Here is a 21,679-nt window from a genome sequence, read left to right on the forward strand (position 1 = left end):
AATTATTCACATAGGAAGTTCAATGAAACGCGACATTTATGCGTACATCACGACAGTGACTCTTGTGGTTGCGGCTGGTTTCAGTCTGTTTTTAGTCATTAGTGACAATCTGTTGCCCTTTACAACACAAGCAACGTTAAAGACGACTTCTGTCGATGTTGTTCCTGAGGTAAAAGGCTACATCAAAGATGTCTTTGTAAAAGAAGGACAGCATGTCGAAGCTGGTACCCCATTATTTGTCATTGATAAAAGCGAATACGAGATTGACCTGCAACGAGCACAGGCGACTTATCTTCAGGCTCAGAGTCGCTGGGACAAAGCCCAAACATATTTGAAAAGAGTTCGCGTACTGAGTCACAACTCTTCTGTCAGTCAGGAAGCCTATGACGATGCTTATTCAGATGAGCGAGCAGCAAAAGCCGCATTTATGGCAGCAGAAGCGGACCGAAACCTAGCCAAGCTAAATCTGGATAGAACTTTGGTTAAAGCCAAAGGTACTGGGATTGTCACCAATCTAACTTACAGTAAAGGCATGTATGTCTCTCCCACCACTCCTGTTATTCATCTTGTTAAAAATAATGACCAATGGCTAGAGGTCGATTTCACTGAAAAGGGGCTCTCAGCTCTTAAGACACATAATACGGTCAATATCGTTTATGACGCCATTCCCAATCAAGTATATCAGGGCACCATCGTTTCTATTGACCACGCTATCAGTTCGGGCCTAAGTGCAAAAAATCAATTAGGACAAATATCGAATGAAACTCGTTGGATTCGACCACAACAAAAAATTCGAGTCCGCGTTCAACCGAATCAGCGCCCACAAGAAGTTGTTGCTGGAAGTCGAGCCAGCGTTATGGTGCGCGATACCATGAATGTGTCTGATGTATGGATGACCGTTTTAAGCTGGTTTAGGTTTGTCTACTAATGTACGAACTTACCCGTAAGACTCTCATTATCGTAAGTTGTTTAATGTTAAGTAAAATGCTGCATTTAAACGTGAGCGTCTACATTGTTCTGTTTGCCGTTGTGATTGCCAACACCTGCTACTCCAAACACATCTGGGACATCATCAAACGCATTTTGCCGTCATTGCTCTCTGCGTTAGGCGCTATCGTTCTCAATCAACTTTTTGCAGCGCACCCGTTCATCATCTGGACTTGTACCATGATCTACTTCGATCATGTCAGGCGTCATGCCAATACAAACCTAAAAGTTCGAATGGCTACACTACCGCTGTTCATGATCATCTTCATCAACACCTATTCCAATAGCACTGGTTTTATTCTATCCATCCCAGAAATTTCTCACGACCTGATTTTGAGCACGTTAATTGTCGGCTTAGTTGCAAGCTTCATTAACCATGTGATGCCCGTCAAAGCGAACATCGTGAGACCAAAGCCCGTTGAGATTACAGTGACGGGTGTCGACCGATTAAAATTACTCTGTCTGGTTGGTTTCGGCTTAAGCTTCATTATGATTAATGAAGTGACGACCGCGGTATTTTGTCTTGTGCCATTAATTACTTCGGCAATGCAACCTTCGCATAGTATGATGAAAAACCATTCGAGCGATAAAATGCTTTCCCAGGTAGGTGGCTGTAGCCTTGCCGTTATTGTATCCATGTTCTTTTCTGGTACAGAGATTAATCTCTTCACTTACCTCTTTATTTCGTATGCCCTGGTTTTTACTATTCTGCTCTGGTGTAACCACTCAGACCCAATAGAACGTCCAATCCACACAGATGCCCTCATGGGCTTCCTAATTCCTTACCAGTTGTATATTGGGAAATACGGTAACGATTTTGGCTTAAACTCGATTATGCTACGAGCATTTGAGTTGGTCGTTGCCCTTCTTATTATCTACGTCAGTGCTCATTGGCTTGAAATATTATCCAATCGTAAACTGAATAGATCTATCGATTAGAATAATTAAAATATATTAATACAAACATGAAAAAAATTCATAATCATTGTGAAATAAATATGCTTTAAAAGACTTCTAGACGTCTATTAATATAGACACCAGAAACAGTCCAACAAGAGGTATATCATCATGGCTATTCATCCCCCATTTCGCGCTGACATCGTAGGTAGCTTTCTGCGTCCAGACTATCTGCACCAAGCTCGCCGTGATTGTGCTTCGGGCAATATTTCTAAACAACAACTGACCAGTATTGAAGACAAAGCCATTACTGACTTAGTTGAAAAGCAAAAGTTGGCTGGTCTAAAGGTAGTAACTGACGGTGAGTTTCGTCGCGGCTTTTGGCACATTGATTTTCTAGAAAACCTGAACGGTATCGAAGGGTATGTGCCTAATACTGGTTACAACCAGAAGTTTCATGGTAAAGCAGCGCCATCGTACAATATACGCGTGGTGGATAATCTATCTTTCGACGATAATCACCCGTTCATTGAGCATTTTAAATTCTTACAACGACTGATCGAGAATGATGAAAATACGGTAGCTAAGGCGACAATTCCAGCACCGACGATGATTCTTCGTCAGGAAATTCTTGCCAATGATGGTTCATCAAAAGTTCTTGATATCTACCCTTCAAAAGACGCCTTTTATAAAGACTTAGCTCGTACCTACCAAGACGCCATCAAAGCGTTCTATGCAGCAGGTTGTCGCTACCTGCAGTTTGATGATACGAACTGGGCATTCTTAGGTGATGCGAATAAACAGCAAGAGCTAAAAGATAAAGGTATTGATCCAAAGGAAATTGCCGACGCTTGTACACGCATAATTAATGATGCTCTAACAGCAAAACCGCAAGATATGGTCATTACTACGCATATTTGTCGTGGTAATCACGCATCTTCATGGTTATTCTCAGGTGGATACGAGCCTGTTGCGCAAGAATTATTTGCATGTAACTACGACGGTTTTTTCCTTGAGTACGACAATGACCGTTCTGGCGATTTTGCACCACTCAGTCACTGGAAAGACAATGGCAGTAAAATCGTTTTAGGCTTAATCACTTCGAAATTCCCAGAACTGGAAGATATTAACGCAATCAAAGCCAGAATAGACGAAGCAACAAATTACGTCCCTCTAAATGATCTTTGCCTTAGCCCTCAATGTGGTTTCGCATCAACAGAAGAAGGCAATAAGCTAACTGAGGAAGAGCAATGGGCAAAAATCCGCCTAGTGTGTGAAATTGCACAGCAGGTTTGGAATTAATACCAACTAAGAAATCTATTAAATAAAGCCATCTTCTCCGGTGGCTTTATTTTAATAATATTAGCGACTGGTAAACTGGTACTGTTCGAATCGATTCCTAGCGATATTCCGAAATCAGCATAGCACTGGCACTCTCTTCTAATGCTTCGAACATATGCGGTAAGTCCGCCGGATAAGAAATATAATCACCTTCACTTAATTCATAAGTTTCAGACACTAATCCTAGCTTGGCTCTACCTTTAGTGATGATGACATGCTCTATTACGCCTGAGCTATGAGGTTCAGAATAATGCGGCTGTCCCGGCTCAACTTCAATCCAATAGATATCCCTACTTACGTTCGGTGGACATGCCGCAAGCAAAGTTGCTTGATAAGATTGGCGCTTCGAGATGACAGTAATGCCCTCTCCATAACGAATGACTTTCGTTTCCGGTTTTGCTGGTTCTAACAAACGCGATATTGGAATATCTAGCACCATACAAATCGACCACAAAGTCTCGAGACTGGGATTACCGACTCCATTTTCAAGTTGGGATAAGGTCGATTTCGCGATATTGGCTTGTCGAGCGACTTCAGCAATACTCAGGCCGGCCTTCTTTCGTTCCACATTTAACGTTGCAGCAATTCGTGCAATTGGCGGTTCATTTCTATTCATAAGATAAAATACGCTCAAATTTTCGTTCATTTTAACAAACGATCGTTTTATTTGACAGTTGAATCTTATTTGTCCAATATAAAATCCATTCGTTCATTTTAAAAAACACATCCATTGATGTATCTAAGGAAAATTACATTGGACTACCTATATTCTATGGCTTTATTTGCCATCACTGCATCAGTAACACCTGGCCCTAACAACATTATGCTACTAACATCGGGACTCAACTTCGGTATCCGGAAGAGTGTTCCCCTATTAAGCGGTATCTGTGTCGGATTTACTGTGATGCTATTAGTTGTTGGATTGGGATTTGGCCAAATCTTCACTCTTTTTCCTCAGTTAACACTTTTCATCAAAGTTGCGGGAGTCTCTTACCTACTATACCTAGCTTGGCTCATTGCCCGTAGTCGTTCAGCGCACAATGAAAATCAGTACAGCAAGCCATTAGGCTTCTTAAATGGCGCTTTCTTTCAATGGGTCAATGCCAAGGCATGGGTGGTTGCAATTGGGGCAATTTCCAGCTTCACTACTTCCGGAGATCAATACACAGCGCAAAATTTAACTATCGCGACTACGTTCTTTCTAGTTTCGTTTCCATGTGTTGGCGTCTGGCTACTGTTTGGTTCTTTTCTTAATCAAAAACTTAACGATGCCCGTTATTTAAGATGGTTTAATCTAACAATGGCTTTCCTTTTAGTGGTATCTGTTATTCCGGTACTAAAGGAAATTCTAAATGAAGCAGTTGGAGGATAAATGTAAACGCTTAGTGAATCGGCTCCTCTAATTTGAGGATATACATAAATAATAGTAGTTCGCACAATATTACTTCCTCAGCATTAACTTATTAAGGAAGATAATGTTATGTACCACAAGAAACTAAAGTTATCACTTTGTATAGCTTCCGTTCTTTCTGCGCCAACAATGGCCGCTCAACAGCAAACTACCTTTGAGCTTAATGAAACAACGATTCAAAAGATTAGTCAGGCTGTCATCACACAAAAAGTATCGTGTACTGATATTGTTAAGTCATATATCGACCGTATTAATCAATACGATAAATCCGGTAAGCTCCCCATTAATTCAATTATTCAAGTGAACCCTAAGGCCTTAGACGCGGCGAAAAATATCGACTATATGGTCAAAAATGGAAGTAATCCAGGTTCTTTAACCTGTGCGCCATTAATTATAAAAGACAATATTGATGTTAAAGGATTAGCAACAACCGCTGGTTCAAAAGCACTTGCAAAAAACATAGCTAAAGACGATGCCACGCAGGTTGAAAGACTGCGTGATCATGGCGCTATCATATTAGCAAAATCTAACCTTGCTGAATTTGCATGGACACCAGACTATAGCGAAAGCTCTTTGGGCGGACTGACGAGAAATCCGTATGACGTTACGAGAACAACAGGCGGCTCGAGTGGTGGTACAGCAGCATCGGTGGCAGCCAACTTTGGTGTTGCCGGTCTAGGGACCGACACAGGCGCTTCGATTCGTGGACCAAGCGGCCTACAAAACCTCGTCGGCTTACGTCCCACTCTTGGAGCGAGTTCCAGGGATGGTGTTATTCCTATTTGGATGACTCGTGATACAGCTGGTCCAATGGCAAGAAACGTTACCGATGCGGCTCTCTTATTTGAAGCGACATCAGGCTTTGATTATAAAGATTCAGTCACTGATAAAGCACGCTTTGTTCCCCAGTTTAAGGCTAAGACAGCCTTAAATAAACATGCGCTTAACGGAATGCGAGTCGGTGTATTGCGTCAAATGGTAACGCCTGAATCTACTGATCCAGAAGTGTTGAAACGATTTGAACAAGCACTAGAGTCGATGAAAAAACAAGGCGCTATTTTAGTCGATATCAAAATTCCGGATCTAGATACAAAAGCCAATCTACCATGGCCCAATCGTATGAAGTACGATTTTAATGCTTATTTAACTGGTCAAGGTAAAGCCTCGCCTATAAAAGATTTCAATCAACTAGTTGATTCTGGTTTATATGTGAAAGAGGTAAAACCTTTCCTCGAACATGAAGCTAACATCACTGAACAAGAGCGCGTCGAAAATGATAAGTTAGATAAAATTAGTACTAGTGAATTACAAAAAACACTGGTCGGTGAAATGAATAATCAGTTTGTCTCAGTCGTCGTTTATCCAACTTGGACACAACCGCCCAGAAAATTAAAAGGATTGTCAGGCGATGGCGGCAATAATAACTCGATGATCGCACATGCTGGTTTACCAGCCATTACGGTACCAATGGGGTTTACCCATGGAAATTTGCCCAGCTCACTCCAAATAGCTGGTCGCCCATTTTCAGAATCGACTATAGTCGGTGCGGCTTATTCGTTTGAACAAACGACTCATTTTAGAAAACCACCGACAAGTATTCCTCCGGCTAAACTGGATAAATCGTAACTTCTGGAATATTCCTGCCCTCACCCGAGAGGGCATTTACGTGCTTATTTTCGCATCTTAATACAATTTCTTTTCGTTCATTTCATATCGTTCACATCATAAATAAAGTTAGGCGCAGATTAGGAACAAATATTGCTTCACTGATTTAATATAGAGCGTGGACAACTGACGATAAAGGAATGAAAAATGCTCAGTAGCTTTGAGTTATCTAGACAAGAGCTTAACCTTTTCTCTGAAATTATCTGGGATATTAATTCGCCAGGCTACCGACCAAGCTTAAGAGGAAAAGCACTTAAAAAGATCACTGCTCTTCTTAACGCAGACTGCGGCGCATCATATGTCGTTGAGTCAGAGACCGGGGTCTCAAGCAAAGGCATTTCTTATAATATTGACTCTAAAGCAATACAGGAGCATGACTCATATTGGCAATTTAACGATCCAATTACCTCAAAGTTGCGCCAACGTCGTACAGCTACAACGGTTGAGCAAGTGATCTCACGAAATCAGTTCGAGAAAACCGGTTTTTATAACGAGTTTTTAAAACCAAATAAGATGCACCACGGCATCAATGTCTATTTTGTCCGAGATAATATTGATGTTGGTGACATGCGGATATGGAGATCCTGTGGTGCACCTGAATTTGGTGATAAAGAACGGATGCTTTTGGATACACTCGCACCTTATTTCAGCAGATCGTTACCAAATACCCAAGAAGAATCTACGTTAACTAGAAAAGAACAAGAAATAACAACGTTTATTTGTAAAGGATTTACCGATAAAGAAATAGCGCAACTTCTGGGAATTAGTCACTCAACTGTCCGAACTCACATTAAACATATTTTTGATAAACTCGATTGCTCAAATCGAACTGAATTGGTCTCGATTATCAGCCAGTCGTTATAGTCATTCACTATTAATTGATAATTGGAGAGTACGGGGGTGATAATGGCTCTTTGCACCAAACCAATGCAAAATCCCATCTAACAAGCATCATTGTTCGCGATAGCATAACAGTGCAAGTCTACATTGACACTAATACGGCAATGTCATTATCAAGACTGTATTTTTTCGTGGAATGAGGTCGATCAAGCATTTTAACCACTGACTACGCTATATTATGTCGTTAACGTGTATGGTTTGCAGGAATACGAAATGGTCGCGACTAATATAATTTCAACTCAAAATTTGGATTCAAAACAAATCGTTGGGTATTGGAATGATGCCGTGTCAAAAATCTATGCTCCGTGCCATAACATATTGTTGAAAAGTAACTTTCACGCAACCGCTCAGGTCACAGAGTTTGGTCTGTCTGAACTCAGCCACATTGACTCTGGTGGCGTTGATTATTCAAGAACATCTCATAACATTCGCCAAGACCAAAAGGACGATATCTTTATCTCAGTCATGCTACGTGGTGTCGGGTATTTCACTCAGTTCGGCAAACAAGTGACACAAAAAGAGGGTGATATTCTTATTCATGATTCGGCGTATCCGTATCTATATCAGTACCCAGATCAATACCGTTCTATTTTTTACAAGATTCCGCGTGGTGTATTAGAAAGCAGGATACCCAATTTGGATAAACTGGGTGGATCAATTATCCCAAGAGATTCCGCTTATGCGAATAGCATCGCCTCATTTCTAAATAGCGCCTATATTATGGGGTCTGATTCCAATGTGATGATTTCCAATGACATTTCAGAACCTATTACAGCGTTGTTAACCGGTTGCCTGCAAAAAGCGCTGTTAGGGTCACGTGATGATATCAATATGACGCGTCAAAAGATTATTTTGGAGAATATTAAAGAGTTTATGCTCAATCATCTTCAGGATGACACATTAGATTTAAAATCAATCGCAGAACAACAGCATATTTCCATCCGAACGTTGAATCGTTTGTTCGCAGAGATTGGCGAGACACCAATGCATTGGCTCCAAACTAAGCGATTGAATTGTGCTTATCAGATGATCTTAAGTCAAAGATCATCTTCTATTACTGATATTGCATTAAGGAATGGATTCAACGATTTGTCACATTTTGGCCGGCTTTTTAAACGTCAATTTGGACAGTCTCCAACTCAGATTCGAACTCGTAAACAATAAATTAACTGACCTATCCGCCCGCATAAGAAGGCAGATAGATCATGCCCCACTGGTTACTCTAAAACGTAAGCCTTTTCAAATCCGCTTTGTACCGCTTGAGCCACACGCCCAACTTTCACACAGTCTCCAATCGCAACGACCTTATCGTGGCAATCTTGTAGTTCACTAAACAAATTCTTAAGTGGACGGTTCCCCAAAGAAAGAACGACACAATCAGCAGGAATCGACTTGACTTCACCGCTGGCAAGATCATTGACCAGAATATTTCCGTCTTCAAATTTTTCTAATCGGTGAGAAAGCATAATTTTTGCGTTGTGCTTTTCTAAATTTTTCATCACGGTAAAAAGATTATCTGGTGAAACTTCCGGCGCAAGTTTGTCTTGCATTTCGACTAGTGTTACCGAATTCCCTTGTAGCGCTAGATGCTCAGCGACCTCACAACCAGTCATACCACCACCGATAACAACCACTTGTTTATTATCGAGAACGAAACCGTCATTGAGGACTTGGTTAACCGTATAAACAGAGTCCTTAGAGATGCCCTCAATAGGTGGAATAATCGGTTCAGCGCCAGTTGCAACGAAAATAGCGTAGGGATTCAAACTCAAAATCATTTCCGGTGTTGCTTCTGTATTAAACTTAACAGTAATACCTAACTTGTCGATTTGAATTCGGTAGTAGTCGATCAATGTAGAAAGAACTTCTTTATCGGGGGTACGGGCACCAAGCTCTACAGCACCACCCAAATAGCTATTTTTCTCGAATACGGTAACGTTACAACCACGCTTTGCAAGAACCATAGCCGATTCAATCCCAGAGGGGCCAGACCCGACTACAACCGCATTTTTACCTTCAAGATCTCGCGTTAATTCTGGAAATTCATTGTCACGAGCAACCGTTGGATTTACCGCACAAATACTACGTTGGAACTTGGCCGTTTGATCCAAACAGTACAAACAACCTATACATGGTTTGACTTCATTTCCGCGCCCCTCGTAAGCTTTACGAGCCCATTCAGAATCAGCCATCATTCCCCTTGCGATGGCCGCAAAATCCATGAGTCCTTCAGCTAGCATTTGCTCAGCTTGATCAGGGGTCTTAATCACATTCGTTGCCATTACCGGGATATCAACAGCATCACTGATGGTACGAATGATATGTGACTTCCAACCAGTCTTGATCGTAATGGGTTCAATAATATAGTAGCGATGCTCTTGGTTAGCATTATTTACGCTGAGTACATCAACGCCTAATTCCTCTAGCCTTTGCGCAATTCGAACACCTTCATCCAGTCCATATCCACCCTCGGTAAATTCATCAGCACTAAAACGCACGCTTATCGCAAACTGTTTACCACATTCAGCACGAATACCCCGAATTATCTCCGTTAAGAAACGAATCCGATTATCAAAACTGCCGCCATATTGATCAGAACGTTTATTACTGTATGGGCTTAAAAATTGGTTTATCAGATAGCCGCCAGCAGCTAAAATTTCAACGCCGTCAATCTCTGCGTTTTTTAGAATACGAGCAGAACGAATAAATTTCTGCACTGAGCTTTCAATCTCTTGCACGGTCATCTCTTCAGGAATTTGCTCATAAAGAGAAAAACCTACCGCACTTGGTGCAACGATACGTTTACCAGTAATCTTCGATGGTACCGCCTGACGACCGGCCTGATAGATTTGTACAAATACTTTTGTATCATACTTATGTAAGTTTCGAGCCAATTTAGTAAAACCAGCCGTATGACGAGGGTCGGTTAACTTTAATTGAGCCCCCGCAAATGACTGTGAAAACTCATCGTCGACACTGGCATAAGCCGTTACGATAAGTCCAGTCCCCGCTTTGGCGCGCTTTTCATAATATTTAATTAAATCATCTGACATTTCCCCGTTGAAGCCAGCAGCCAAAATTTCCATCGCCGGCATAACGATTCTATTTTTTAGGCTTACTGGTCCCATCTGACCGGGTTTTAATAAATTTGTATAGTTCATTGTTCACTCCAGAAATTAATTCTAATTCTGGAGTCATCATAAGAACTTTCAGCCCATTCAACTCGTCGAAAAAAGCCATTCGCCTATGAAGAAATGGACAGTATTTATAAATCTTATTTGAGATCAATAATTGGCTGGACTATCCAATGAAAGCCAACGAACGCTTAAAATGTATGCTTCAGTTCATCAATGTAAGCATCTGGTTCAGGAGCTAAATTACGATCATGAATATTTGTCATGTTCCACATGATGGAATACCATTTTTATTCATATTGAGTTCCGGTTATAAAAACCTCATCAATATAACGATAGATGATATTTCGTTTCGCCGTAACATGGGTTAATTCCAACGAAACGAGTTAATCAGTTTTTATCTCAGCTTAATTGGAACCGAATCACTATGAATAATGACTTTACCTTTAAGATTAAAAGTATTCGTCTCGATGAAAATTATCATCCATCAGACAACACTCGCATTACCACCAACTTCGCTAACCTAGCACGAGGCGAGCATCGTCAAGAGAACTTACGTAATGCATTAAAAATGATTGATGATCGCTTTAACGATTTGGCAACCTGGGATAACAACACGGGTGATAGATACTCTGTTGAGCTCGAAATCGTATCCGTTGATATTGACTTAGTAGAAAGTGGAGAGACTTTTCCTTCCATAGAAGTGCTAAAAACCAATATTGTTGATCACACAACGAACCAGAGAATCGAGGGTATTGTTGGCAATAATTTTTCTTCGTATGTAAGAGACTACGACTTCAGCGTACTATTACTGGATCACAATAAAAATCAGCCTAAGTTCAGTATTCCAGATAACTTTGGCGAGCTGCATGGCAACATTTTTAAAGCTTTTGTTAACTCTAATACCTATAAAGATAATTTTGCTAAACCACCCGTGATTTGCCTCAGTGTATCCGATAGTAAAGTCTACACTCGCACTGAAAATAACCACCCGATCTTAGGCTTTGAATACGAGCCAAATGAGTCATCTTTAACAGAGCAATACTTTAAGAAAATGGGGCTACAGGTTCGCTACTTTATGCCCAAAAATAGTGTTGCCCCTTTTGCGTTCTTTTTCTTCGGTGATTTATTAAACGACTACACCAATCTGGAACTCATTAGCACCATTAGTACGATGGAAACGTTCCAAAAGATTTATCGTCCTGAGATCTACAACGCTCACACTCCAGCGGGTGAAAGTTATCAGCCGAATTTAAAAAATAACGAGCATTCTTTAACGCAAATTATTTATGACCGTGAAGAACGCAGCCGACTCGCTATCGAGCAAGGTAAGTTTGCTGAAGAATATTTCATCAAACCATACCAAACTGTTCTTGAGCAGTGGTCAGCAAATTACGCCTAACAATGATTTCAAATATAAGACGGTCTTAATATGAAAAAAATACTTCCTACTTCAACAGCTGGTAGTTTGCCTAAACCAACATGGATTGCTCAGCCAGAAGTACTTTGGTCTCCTTGGAAACTAGAAGGACAAGAACTAATCGATGGGAAAAAAGATGCTCTGCGAATCGCACTTCAGGAGCAAGCACAAGCGGGTGTTGATATTGTGAGCGACGGCGAGCAAACTCGCCAACACTTTGTTACCACGTTCATTGAACATCTCAATGGTGTCGATTTCGAAAATCGTAAAACAGTAAAAATTCGCGATCGCTACGATGCCAGCGTCCCAAGCGTTGTAGGTCCGGTCTCTCGACAAAAACCAGTTTTTGTCGAAGATGCCAAGTTCTTGCGTCAATTGACCGACAAACCGATCAAGTGGGCACTTCCAGGACCAATGACAATGATCGATACCTTGTATGATGATCATTATAAAAGCAGAGAAAAACTTGCCTGGGAATTTGCAAAGATCCTTAATGAAGAAGCAAGAGAATTAGAAACAGCAGGTGTTGATATCATTCAGTTTGATGAACCTGCCTTTAACGTCTTTTTTGATGAAGTCAATGACTGGGGCATCGCAACACTTGAACGTGCGATCGAAGGACTAAAATGCGAAACAGCTGTACACATCTGCTATGGCTATGGAATCAAAGCCAATACAGATTGGAAAAAAACGTTAGGTAACGAATGGCGACAATACGAAGAAGTCTTTCCGAAATTAAAACAATCCAACATTGATATCATTTCATTAGAATGCCACAACTCACACGTTCCAATGGAATTACTAGAACTGATTCGTGGCAAAAAAGTCATGGTAGGTGCAATCGATGTGGCAACGAATACGATTGAGACTCCAGAAGAAGTCGCAAAGACGTTACGAGAAGCACTTAAATATGTTGATGCTGATAAGCTCTATCCATGTACCAATTGTGGTATGACACCTTTATCACGTGAAGTATCAAGAGCAAAACTCAATGCATTGAGTGCCGGCGCAGAGATTCTAAGAAACGAACTTGCGTCTTTATAAAGTTTTGACCTCCTAAGTGCCAGCATAATAACGTGATGAGTTTATTACACTGGCACTCATCCCCACAAATAACCATGCTTAAAATAATGTCTTAACACCCATTCCTTATGTCTTTTAAGAGATACTTCAATCCATAAAGACGTGAGAGACTATTCGTATTCCTGTTCTCGTGTGAGTAGTCCTATGATTTATATGCTTCCTTTCTTTACTGTGCTTATTTGGGGTGGAAACACTATCGTAAATAAAATGGCTTCTTTTGTCATAGAACCAGGAGCGATGAGTTTTTATCGTTGGGTAGTGGCAGTCATCATTTTAACGCCTTTTTGTTTACCGAGCGTCTTACGTCAGTGGCAGGCTGTGAAACGGCACTTATTCCAAATCATTATTCTTTCTGCTTTAGGTTTGGTCATTAATCAATCTCTGGGATACTACGCTGGTCAAACAACATCAGCATCAAACATGTCATTAATTTCATCCTTAGTGCCCTTATTCAGTGTATTTGCTAGCGTCCCTTTGCTAAAAAAACGGATTTCATTAAAAAGTGTTATTGGTGCCGGTATCTCATTAGTCGGATTGACCTACATGTTAGGTCAAGGAGACCTACTATTTTTTCTACGCCAGAAAATCGTTCAAGGTGACGTATTAATGTTAGCGGCCTCATTCGTCTACGCTTTCTACTGCGTTTTACTCAAGAAATGGAAAATGCCATTCGGCAATTGGACACTAATCTATTTGCAGGGGATTAGTGCCGTAATCATGCTTATTCCACTATGGATGGGCTCAGACCATCTTTTACCTACTATCGAATCAGCACCTCTTATTGCTTACGCCGGTATAGCCGCTTCCGTCATAGCGCCATGGTTGTGGGTAAAAGCAATAAATGCACTAGGTGCAGACTCTACCGCTATGTTTATGAATCTTTTACCAGTAATTGCGGTCACTTTTGCGGCAATTATATTGGGAGAGACAATTCACTTATTCCATGTGGTGGGTGGACTAATGGTTGTTTTTGGCGTGCTGCTTTCTCAGGTTAAAATTAAGCTTCATAGAGCTTCCCCTAAGTTGCCACCCATTTCGCATGCGTGAGATTATACCTTTCCATCGAGTCATTAAAAGATGAGTTAAGGATAAAAAAAGGGCTTCTGAAATCAGAAGCCCTTTGGATATAAACTAAAAGAAACTATTTACCAGCTTGAATTTTCTCTCTGGCACCGAGTGAATCTCTCATCTCTGCAACCTGACTTGCCGTAATTTCTTTAGCGGTATTACCCCAGGTATTACGTACATAATTCAGTACGTTTGCAACTTCCTGATCATTCATCTTCCAAGCAAAAGATGGCATACCAGCCGCAGTTTGCGCTGTCTCTGTATGAGCGGCTCGCGCGCCCTTAAGCATTGCATGAATCAAGTTTGTAGGATCATCTGCAACAATTACTCGGTTGTTCGCAAACGCAGGAACCATACCTTTGATACCCTCACCTTTCAAACCGTGACACGCAGAACAGTTTACTTCGTAATCCAAAGCCGCTGATTCTGGTACATCAAGTTTAGGATGTTTTTCACCACCTTTAGCCGCAGGGATACTCTTCAGATAAACAGCAATAGCTTTTAGGTCTGAGTCTGTAAAGTACTGAGTTGAGTGCTCTACCGCTTCAGCCATTGGGCCTGTTGCAACAGCAATACCATCAGACCCTGTTTTCAAGTAATCCATGATCTGCTGTTCTGACATTCCGCCAATACCGATATGAGGATTCGACGTTAGACCAGGCGCATACCACTCACCAAGATTACCGCCTTCCATGTATTCGCTTTGAATCTCAGCACCAAGGAAGTTACGTGGGCCATGACATGCGGAGCAGTGACCACCACCGTCAACCAAATATTGTCCACGATTCCATTCTTCAGTTTGCGTTGTATCAGGTTCAATACCTTCGTTCTTGAAGAACAGCAGGTTCCAACCAGACATCGCAAGACGAATATTGAATGGGAATGGCATATCTTTAGTTTCTTCAATGTCATTCTTAACTGGCTTAACAGTAGAGAAGTATGCCCAAAGATCATGCATATCTTCATCAGTCATTTTGACATAAGCAGTATAAGGCATCGCTGGGTACAGAAGACCATGAGAGCCGATTCCCTGACGCACTGCGTTGAAGAAATCTCGCTCAGTCATATTACCGATACCTGTTTCAGCATCAGGCGTAATATTCGAACTGTATAGCGAGCCAAATGGTGTTTTAATTTCGTAACCACCACCCATAGTGCCATGACCGGCAGTGTGACAGGCAGAACAGTCGCCCACTCGCATCACATACTCACCACGTTTTACAGCTTCAGGATCATTAGCCTTATAGTCAGAAAGCTTAACGGTATCATCTGCAGCGTCAGAACGAGAAGTGTCAAGCGTTTGCCATAAACGAACACCTGCAACAACTATTACGACAACGACAACTGCTAGAAGAATTTTAACTATTCCTCGTTTCTTATTTGCCATTTTATTGTCTCCTTACGCCAACGGTCCTGGATTTTTAACATACGATTCGTGGATTGCTCTTGCAGCACGAACAGCCAATGCACCAACAGTCACTGTTGGGTTAAATCCACCATTGTTTGGAAACGCAGAAGCACCAACAACAAATAAATTATGCGCATCCCAACTTTGCAGATAGGTGTTTACCGCTGATGTCGTTGGATCTGCACCCATAACCGCACCACCGATAGTGTGTGAACTGTGCTGTTTATATGGATTCCAACTTGCTTCAGCCTGGTTATCGACCATGATCTCTTTACCGCCAGCCTGCTTCATAATATTGACTGCTTTTTCCGTTACGTATTTTGCCATTCTTTGGTCGTTTTCGTTCCAGTCGAACGTAACACGTAAAAGAGGCTGACCATGACGGTCTTTATACTCAGGATCAAGACTCAAGTAAGAACCCTGAGATGGCATTGATGTACCTTGACAGAACATAGACGCCGCATTTTGATAATCACGAGAAATCGCTTTTTTCCACTCAGAACCCCACCGACGAGTTCCAGGGCGAACGGTGTTGGCATTTTGGATAGGACGACCATTGGTGTTAAACGCCATAATGCCTGCACCACCAATGAAGTCTAAATCACTATGATCAAAGTTATCCGCATTATAATCATCAATCTGAACACCTAAGGCACCAGCACCGATGAATGGGTTCATGTATTCGTTATCGAAGAAACCAGTAACAGAAGAACATGTTTGATAGTTGTAGTTACGACCAATTGTACCCTGACCCGTTTTAGGATCATATTGTTCGCCAACTTGCGATAGCAACATCAGACGAACGTTATCCATTTGATATGCAGTAAAGCAAACTACATCAGCAGGTTGGAAACCAACTTCGCCTTCTTTAGTGATGAATTTCACTCCCTTAACTGTTTTACCATCCTCATGTTTTACCGCATGAAGAACTTCAGTTTCAGTTAACACAGTAAAATTACTTCTACGCATTAAAGCAGGTAATACACAAGCTTGAGGAGATGATTTAGAGAAGTTACCACAGCCGTGGAAATCACAGAAACCACAGTAAGTACAAGGACCCATGGTCACGCCAAGAGGGTTAACATAAGCTTGAGAGAGGTTACCGGCAGGAATAGTAAATGGATGATAGCCCATGTCGCTTACGACTTTACGGTACTTAGACATCCAATACGTATCTTTCAGCTCTGGCGTTGGATATTCGCGTCTACGTGGACCTTCAAACACATTACCACCAGCAAATTTTTCACCGTTGATATTACCCGCTTTACCTGATGTACCTGCGATCCGTTCAAAACGATCGTAGTACGGTTCCATATCTTCGTATGTAAGACCCCAATCCTGTAGCTGCATACCTTTTGTACGCTCTTTACCATAACGCTCAATCGTTTTGGTCAAGACTTGGAAGTCCCATGGGTTAAAACGCCAAGACATGCCAGCCCAGTGTGTACCTGCACCACCAACGTTCCAACCAAATTGGTATGCGTTCCAGTTACGAACCGGAGCCGCTTTTTGATTGACATTATTTCTGAAGGTTGTCGTTTCCACACTCATTGGCTGAGTCATTGAACGACGTGTTTGCCATTTTAACTCATCTGGGTCAACGGCTGGTGGGAAATCAGTTGAAGTGTCGCGCCATGCGCCACGTTCGATTGCCACGACATTAAGTCCTGCACGAGTTAATTCTTCAGCCATGATGGAACCAGCCCACCCAAGACCAACGATTACGGCATCGACTTTTGCTCTTTCTTTTATCATTATTATGCTTCTCCGGCGGGATTAATCATTTGGAATGAGGCTTACTGGTATGAGTTCCAGATTTTCGCCACGACGTTCGATATACGGTCTGTAATCGTAACGCGCTCCAGGGAAGCCAATCATCTTCCAACCAGCCATATCTTTATTACCACCGTAAATTGGGTCAGCAAGATACCCTTCTTTTACGTTTTGTAGCATTAGTTCAAACAACGCCTGACCATTTACGTCATCACCAAGATTGACTTTCCCGGCTTCCAATCCTGTTAAAAACGCATCGACCTGCTTCTCAGATAGTTCTGAAAAGGGTTTACCAAATTGCTTTTGAGAATAAGCTTCGATCGCTTTTAATCCTTGGAGATAACGCTCTCTTGGCGTCGCCAAAAATTGTGGTTGCCCCAAGATTTTTTCTTCGTTTTCACGATCCATAGGGCCTTCTAGATAAAGTGCTTTACCTGCGCCATAATCGCCAGCAAGCTGATCATCAATAAACTCGATGCAACCGCATGCACTCGCAGATGGACCAAGATCGTCGCCTGGAATCAATCTGTCATAAATGGCAGTTAAAGTTTTGCGATCGGTTGCATCGGTAAGTACGCGATACGCCCCAGCTTTCGCAGGAGTAGGTAAATGGTCAGCACTCATTTGAGTCTGAAGAGGGACTTCTTTCAACTCCTCAGCTCTCAGGCTAGGTGCAATCGCAACAGTAGCAGCGGCTTGCCCTAAAAATTTTAGTGCTTGTCTTCTATCCATAAAATAATCCTTTTTAGGCTATTTGATTAAATAATCACTTAAAGGTAAGTAAAGCGATGAATGGACTATAAGCAGTCAATGATAGATTGCTCAGAAATAAAGCATTTCGAAACATCTATTGATCAATGTCAATTGTAACAGAATGTTGGCAAAGAATAATCTCAGAATTGCAGATTGTAAAAATAAACCGGAAATTTTTAGTATAAAATCATTTTTATATAATTTATTGATATATAAATGCTCTGTTCATTTTAAATTAGTTATCTATAGGTAAAATGGCCGAGCTATTATTGACACAACATATCAATTCACCACCCCCATAAATCATAGATATGAATTATAAATTCATCAATAATTCACTATAGAAATATAAGTTATCTCACAATGAAGATTATCTATTTGGAGCAAAAAATAACCATAGTAACCTTATTAACAGAATGGTATTTTTTTATGAATAGTTTTGCTATTCAACTCACAACCATCGCATTTTTTAATAAGGATATTGTTTATGAAACTTAGCGCTAGAAACCAACTATCAGGTACAGTTACTGCAATTCATGAAGGTGCTGTAAATGACGAAGTATTGATCGAGCTACCAGGAGGCACAGTAATCGCTTCTATCATCACTAAATCTGCTGTAGAAACGTTAGGTTTGAAAGTTGGCAGTTCTGCGACTGCTGTTGTTAAAGCAACTGATGTCATGGTCGGTATTGACGACTAAGGTTAGTCTTGTCACTCAGAACTAAAAAATCTGAGTGACAAATCATCTGGTATCAGTCTAAAACAGTCGCAAAAACTCGCGCAGGGAAACTGGCTAGCGGAACTCTAGGTGGTACAGCAGTCAAATAAGCGGTCTTACCTTTCGCTGATTCAATATTCGTCATATCCTCACAAATTACGACGCCATTAGTCAAAAGTGTCGCATGAACTGGAATAGCATGCTCAGATGTCTCTATATTATCAACCAACGGCGAATCAATGCCTACGAGAGCGACACCTTTCTGAACAAGGTACAAGGCGGCGGCTTCTGATAAATAGGGGGTATTTTTCCCGTATTCTTCAGTACCAAAAAATCGGTCGTGTTTACTATTAAGTAATACCGCACAGCCATCTACATCTAATCCAGCAAAGTCTTCAACTTCAAAAGAAACTCGACTTTCAGGTTTATCCACAACGATCACAGGTAGGTTAACCAATTTTTCTAACGGATAGTCGCAGATTTTATCGCCATTAGGATCTTCGTGATAAGGCGCATCAATATATGTTCCAGAGATGCCGAACAAGTTTATACCGTCAATTAATGCGTTATTACCAAAACGGGGCATAAATTCATAAACTTCGACTTTACTTAGCCCTGGATAGGTTTCCATCCCATGTTCTATCTTATGGTTAAGTTCAATGTATTCCTTTACTACTAATTTTTTTAAAGACATATTCCTTCATTCCCTGTCTCGTCATTCTTAGTTAACACTCTAGACAAATTTATGAAATTTTCTGGTTTGAGAATGACAAAAGTTAGTTCAAATATGCCAAATGAGGGATACCCGACAAACAAGATAGTAGGAATAAAGAAGAGCTAATTTAAAGGGAAATAACTATAGATAGTCTGTTGTCTCATCGTTTCCTTGAATATAACTACCCAAGTGCAGGGAATAATGTTTCTGTTTAATGGCTTTTACTATCTCACTAATGTCTGAAGGATAAGTACGGATAGAAAATAGTTTCTCTACCGGTACCCACTCTACGCCTTGGATAATGTCTTCGTCATTGAGCCCTTTTAGATTTTCTGTGTTAGGTATACCCGAAAAATCGATAATGTGATAAAAAAACTCGGCGTTATAACGATCAGCAGTCGTTTCAAGAAACTCTCGAACGCAAATGAGATCGCCAACAGTCACATCGATTCCTGCTTCCTCTTTAAATTCCCTTTTTAGGCAACCTTTCGTACTGATATCACCCTCTTCAAATCCGCCACCAGGTGGAATCCAGTACACTCCAGTCTCATCCTTAATTTTCACTAAGAGTACCGCATTATGAACTAACAAAATTCCAGCAGAACGAATTCGGTGCGTTGCCATATCCTCAACCTGTATAAATCAATGAATTTATTATCTTATGCCACATTATCTCAACGTGAAAACCATTTTTCACCAAACATAAATAATGCAAGCCCAGCTAACATAACAGTCATTCCTGCATACTTCCACCAATACACCGGGCGGACGGGCATTTGAATTAATCCCATGGAATCAATCACCATTCCCATAAAGAGTTGGCCAATAATAAATAAGAACATTGTATTCGCGACACCGAGCTTCTGAGCAAGAAATACGGATGTAAAAACAATTCCGGCGCCCAAAGCCCCACCAACCCAACGCCAAAGAGCCTGCTGAGGTAGATACGATGTAACTTGTTGCCAATCGGCAAAAAAGAGGGCGATGACACCCAAGCATATAGAACCAATAGCAAAGGAAATTAAAGAAGCAACCAAAGGCTGACCACCAATTCCATCACTCAATCGACTATTAATCGCAGCCTGAATAGATAGTGCTGCACCTGCAATGAGTGCCAGTACAAAATAGATATAACTCATGATGTACCCTTAAAAATCAAGATCGCAATTCACTTAATATCGGAGTCTTCAATGCAGCAACACCTAAGCTGCGCCACTCTAGCGATGTTAGATAGAGAAAGTACAATAAACCTTTTCTTATTCAATAACATTTAACACAAATAAAACATTTAAAAATACAGAATGCTTATGAGTTATATTGAGTATGTGTGAAAAATCAGCAGAAGACATGGAGATAATACAGGTTATTTTCTCAATAAAGGAGAAATATAACCAACCAAGATCACATTAACGTGAAACATGCTTTTATATTTTATCAAACTTAACTTTCACTTTTGTATAGTGCAGTGGCACGCAAAGTCCTTTACTGTTAATAAATGGTTACAAAATAAAATCACAAATAGCCATCATTGAGGAGAAGTAAAGTATGAAAGTTTTAGTCGAATTTGACCAAAGTGGCACTCATCAAGATAATCCATGGGATGCACCTGTTGTGTATGCCAAAGGCGAAATCCATCATGTCACTCCACTGCACGCAGTTCAACTCATACAAAGTAGACAAGCACACTTGTTTAAGAATGAAAAAGGAGACGTAATTTTTAGCGCTTAAATCCGTATGAATACAACTGGGGTATTTTTTGGGTAACGCGGCGTTATCGTCGCTAACCCAAACAAAAAGAAATTAAATTTGGTAACGCGATTTATCACCAATGTCATAATGAAGAGGCATTTTCCATTTTTCTTTTGCTAGATAACACAAAACTAATCCAGCGATAAGCTCTAATATCGTTACCTGCCACCAGAGCTCCATGAAGATCAGTAGTACGCTTGCTGCTAATAAGACAGGGATAAATTTCAATCCAAACACTTTAAAACAAAATGACTCTTTAAGAGCAATCCCGGAAAAAGTAATAAATAGAAGCCCCAATGCGAGCCAACTCACTTTCATGTTTTGGTCGTACAAGAATAACACGATTCCAAGCCATGCAGGCCACGCAATCGCATAACGAACAAGCTTACTGTAAACGTGTACATTTGCCGCACATAAAGCACTGCCTACCGATAAAAACACAAATAGATAATGCAGTGACTCAGGCGTATCGTATGGCGTTAATAAAATAATCGCATGACAAATGATACCGATACCAAATAACGTGATTCCAGTTCGATAGAAACAGACACTGAGTTTATCTAAAATGTCCAAATTCTCGACATGTTCAGGATTAGCCATCGTTCCTCTCTTTCTAGTGACATTCTATGAATAGCCAATATTTTAACCAGAAAGAAG

General features: G+C 40.8%; 21 protein-coding genes. 12 read left to right on the top strand and 9 right to left on the bottom strand.

Going from position 1 to position 21,679, the window contains the following annotated elements:
* Window positions 1-22 precede the first annotated feature (22 nt).
* The 3 genes from EES38_RS01330 to EES38_RS01340 all read left to right on the top strand — a co-directional run bounded on the left by EES38_RS01330 (window position 23) and on the right by EES38_RS01340 (window position 3,186).
* On the top strand, window positions 23-928 hold the full coding sequence (locus tag EES38_RS01330; RefSeq protein ID WP_124935369.1) for an HlyD family secretion protein: 906 nt from the start codon (window positions 23-25) through the stop codon (window positions 926-928).
* Window positions 928-1,926 carry a DUF2955 domain-containing protein gene (locus EES38_RS01335; protein WP_124935370.1) on the top strand — a complete coding sequence of 333 codons (999 nt, stop codon included), beginning with the start codon at window positions 928-930 and terminating at the stop codon, window positions 1,924-1,926. Before EES38_RS01330 ends, EES38_RS01335 begins: the two co-directional genes overlap by 1 nt.
* Window positions 1,927-2,055: 129 nt before the next feature.
* A complete protein-coding gene (locus EES38_RS01340) occupies window positions 2,056-3,186 on the top strand; it encodes a 5-methyltetrahydropteroyltriglutamate--homocysteine S-methyltransferase (protein WP_124935371.1) in 1,131 nt (376 codons plus the stop codon).
* A 97-nt stretch (window positions 3,187-3,283) separates the two neighbouring features.
* Here the strand turns inward: EES38_RS01340 and EES38_RS01345 are convergent, their stop codons facing one another.
* The gene (locus EES38_RS01345) at window positions 3,284-3,841 is read right to left on the bottom strand and encodes a helix-turn-helix domain-containing protein (RefSeq protein ID WP_124935372.1); all 558 of its coding nucleotides are present in this window, start codon (window positions 3,839-3,841) and stop codon (window positions 3,284-3,286) included.
* 138 nt (window positions 3,842-3,979) lie between these two features.
* On the opposite strand from EES38_RS01345, the gene EES38_RS01350 reads away from it, so the two are divergent.
* The 4 genes from EES38_RS01350 to EES38_RS01365 all read left to right on the top strand — a co-directional run bounded on the left by EES38_RS01350 (window position 3,980) and on the right by EES38_RS01365 (window position 8,365).
* The gene (locus tag EES38_RS01350) at window positions 3,980-4,597 is read left to right on the top strand and encodes a LysE family translocator (RefSeq protein WP_124935373.1); all 618 of its coding nucleotides are present in this window, start codon (window positions 3,980-3,982) and stop codon (window positions 4,595-4,597) included.
* A gap of 108 nt (window positions 4,598-4,705) precedes the next feature.
* The gene (locus EES38_RS01355) at window positions 4,706-6,262 is read left to right on the top strand and encodes an amidase (RefSeq protein ID WP_124935374.1); all 1,557 of its coding nucleotides are present in this window, start codon (window positions 4,706-4,708) and stop codon (window positions 6,260-6,262) included.
* A 186-nt stretch (window positions 6,263-6,448) separates the two neighbouring features.
* Window positions 6,449-7,165 (top strand): helix-turn-helix transcriptional regulator, encoded by a 717-nt coding sequence (locus EES38_RS01360; protein WP_124935375.1) that lies wholly within the window; start codon window positions 6,449-6,451, stop codon window positions 7,163-7,165.
* 249 nt (window positions 7,166-7,414) lie between these two features.
* Window positions 7,415-8,365, top strand: coding sequence for a helix-turn-helix domain-containing protein (locus EES38_RS01365; protein WP_124935376.1), 951 nt, complete (start codon window positions 7,415-7,417; stop codon window positions 8,363-8,365).
* A gap of 53 nt (window positions 8,366-8,418) precedes the next feature.
* Here EES38_RS01365 and EES38_RS01370 read toward each other — a convergent pair whose 3' ends face one another.
* The gene (locus tag EES38_RS01370) at window positions 8,419-10,362 is read right to left on the bottom strand and encodes an FAD-dependent oxidoreductase (RefSeq protein ID WP_124935377.1); all 1,944 of its coding nucleotides are present in this window, start codon (window positions 10,360-10,362) and stop codon (window positions 8,419-8,421) included.
* A 400-nt stretch (window positions 10,363-10,762) separates the two neighbouring features.
* On the opposite strand from EES38_RS01370, the gene EES38_RS01375 reads away from it, so the two are divergent.
* From EES38_RS01375 to EES38_RS01385, 3 genes are all read left to right on the top strand, one after another.
* Window positions 10,763-11,737 (top strand): DUF1852 domain-containing protein, encoded by a 975-nt coding sequence (locus tag EES38_RS01375; RefSeq protein ID WP_124935378.1) that lies wholly within the window; start codon window positions 10,763-10,765, stop codon window positions 11,735-11,737.
* Between the two features lie 30 nt (window positions 11,738-11,767).
* Window positions 11,768-12,799, top strand: a complete 1,032-nt coding sequence (locus EES38_RS01380; RefSeq protein ID WP_124935379.1) for a methionine synthase — start codon at window positions 11,768-11,770, stop codon at window positions 12,797-12,799.
* A gap of 183 nt (window positions 12,800-12,982) precedes the next feature.
* On the top strand, window positions 12,983-13,885 hold the full coding sequence (locus tag EES38_RS01385; protein ID WP_124935380.1) for a DMT family transporter: 903 nt from the start codon (window positions 12,983-12,985) through the stop codon (window positions 13,883-13,885).
* Window positions 13,886-13,979: 94 nt separating this feature from the next.
* On the opposite strand, the gene EES38_RS01390 is transcribed toward EES38_RS01385, so the two are convergent.
* From EES38_RS01390 to EES38_RS01400, 3 genes are read right to left on the bottom strand one after another with little or no spacing between them, the layout of a single operon-like run.
* On the bottom strand, window positions 13,980-15,293 hold the full coding sequence (locus tag EES38_RS01390; RefSeq protein WP_124935381.1) for a c-type cytochrome: 1,314 nt from the start codon (window positions 15,291-15,293) through the stop codon (window positions 13,980-13,982).
* A 12-nt stretch (window positions 15,294-15,305) separates the two neighbouring features.
* Window positions 15,306-17,069, bottom strand: coding sequence for a GMC family oxidoreductase (locus EES38_RS01395; RefSeq protein WP_124935382.1), 1,764 nt, complete (start codon window positions 17,067-17,069; stop codon window positions 15,306-15,308).
* Between the two features lie 21 nt (window positions 17,070-17,090).
* Window positions 17,091-17,819: a gluconate 2-dehydrogenase subunit 3 family protein gene (locus tag EES38_RS01400; protein ID WP_124935383.1), complete on the bottom strand. Its 729-nt coding sequence runs from the start codon at window positions 17,817-17,819 to the stop codon at window positions 17,091-17,093.
* 508 nt (window positions 17,820-18,327) lie between these two features.
* On the opposite strand from EES38_RS01400, the gene EES38_RS01405 reads away from it, so the two are divergent.
* Entirely contained in the window at window positions 18,328-18,540 is a 213-nt protein-coding gene (locus EES38_RS01405) for a TOBE domain-containing protein (RefSeq protein WP_124935384.1), read from the top strand.
* 52 nt (window positions 18,541-18,592) lie between these two features.
* Here EES38_RS01405 and EES38_RS01410 read toward each other — a convergent pair whose 3' ends face one another.
* From EES38_RS01410 to EES38_RS01420, 3 genes are all read right to left on the bottom strand, one after another.
* Window positions 18,593-19,252, bottom strand: coding sequence for a cyclase family protein (locus EES38_RS01410; RefSeq protein WP_124935385.1), 660 nt, complete (start codon window positions 19,250-19,252; stop codon window positions 18,593-18,595).
* 162 nt (window positions 19,253-19,414) lie between these two features.
* Complete coding sequence (locus EES38_RS01415) at window positions 19,415-19,897, bottom strand: NUDIX domain-containing protein (RefSeq protein ID WP_124935386.1); 483 nt, start codon at window positions 19,895-19,897, stop codon at window positions 19,415-19,417.
* A 50-nt stretch (window positions 19,898-19,947) separates the two neighbouring features.
* Window positions 19,948-20,412 (bottom strand): DMT family transporter, encoded by a 465-nt coding sequence (locus EES38_RS01420; protein WP_124935387.1) that lies wholly within the window; start codon window positions 20,410-20,412, stop codon window positions 19,948-19,950.
* A 406-nt stretch (window positions 20,413-20,818) separates the two neighbouring features.
* Here EES38_RS01420 and EES38_RS01425 point away from each other — a divergent pair, with 406 nt between their 5' ends.
* Window positions 20,819-21,001 (top strand): hypothetical protein, encoded by a 183-nt coding sequence (locus EES38_RS01425; protein WP_124935388.1) that lies wholly within the window; start codon window positions 20,819-20,821, stop codon window positions 20,999-21,001.
* Between the two features lie 72 nt (window positions 21,002-21,073).
* Here EES38_RS01425 and EES38_RS01430 read toward each other — a convergent pair whose 3' ends face one another.
* A complete protein-coding gene (locus EES38_RS01430; protein WP_124935389.1) occupies window positions 21,074-21,622 on the bottom strand; it encodes a DUF2301 domain-containing membrane protein in 549 nt (182 codons plus the stop codon).
* Between the last annotated feature and the right edge of the window lie 57 nt (window positions 21,623-21,679).

Origin of the sequence: Vibrio viridaestus (assembly GCF_003856525.1) — a bacterium.
In the GTDB taxonomy this organism is placed as follows: Bacteria; Pseudomonadota; Gammaproteobacteria; order Enterobacterales; family Vibrionaceae; genus Vibrio; species Vibrio viridaestus.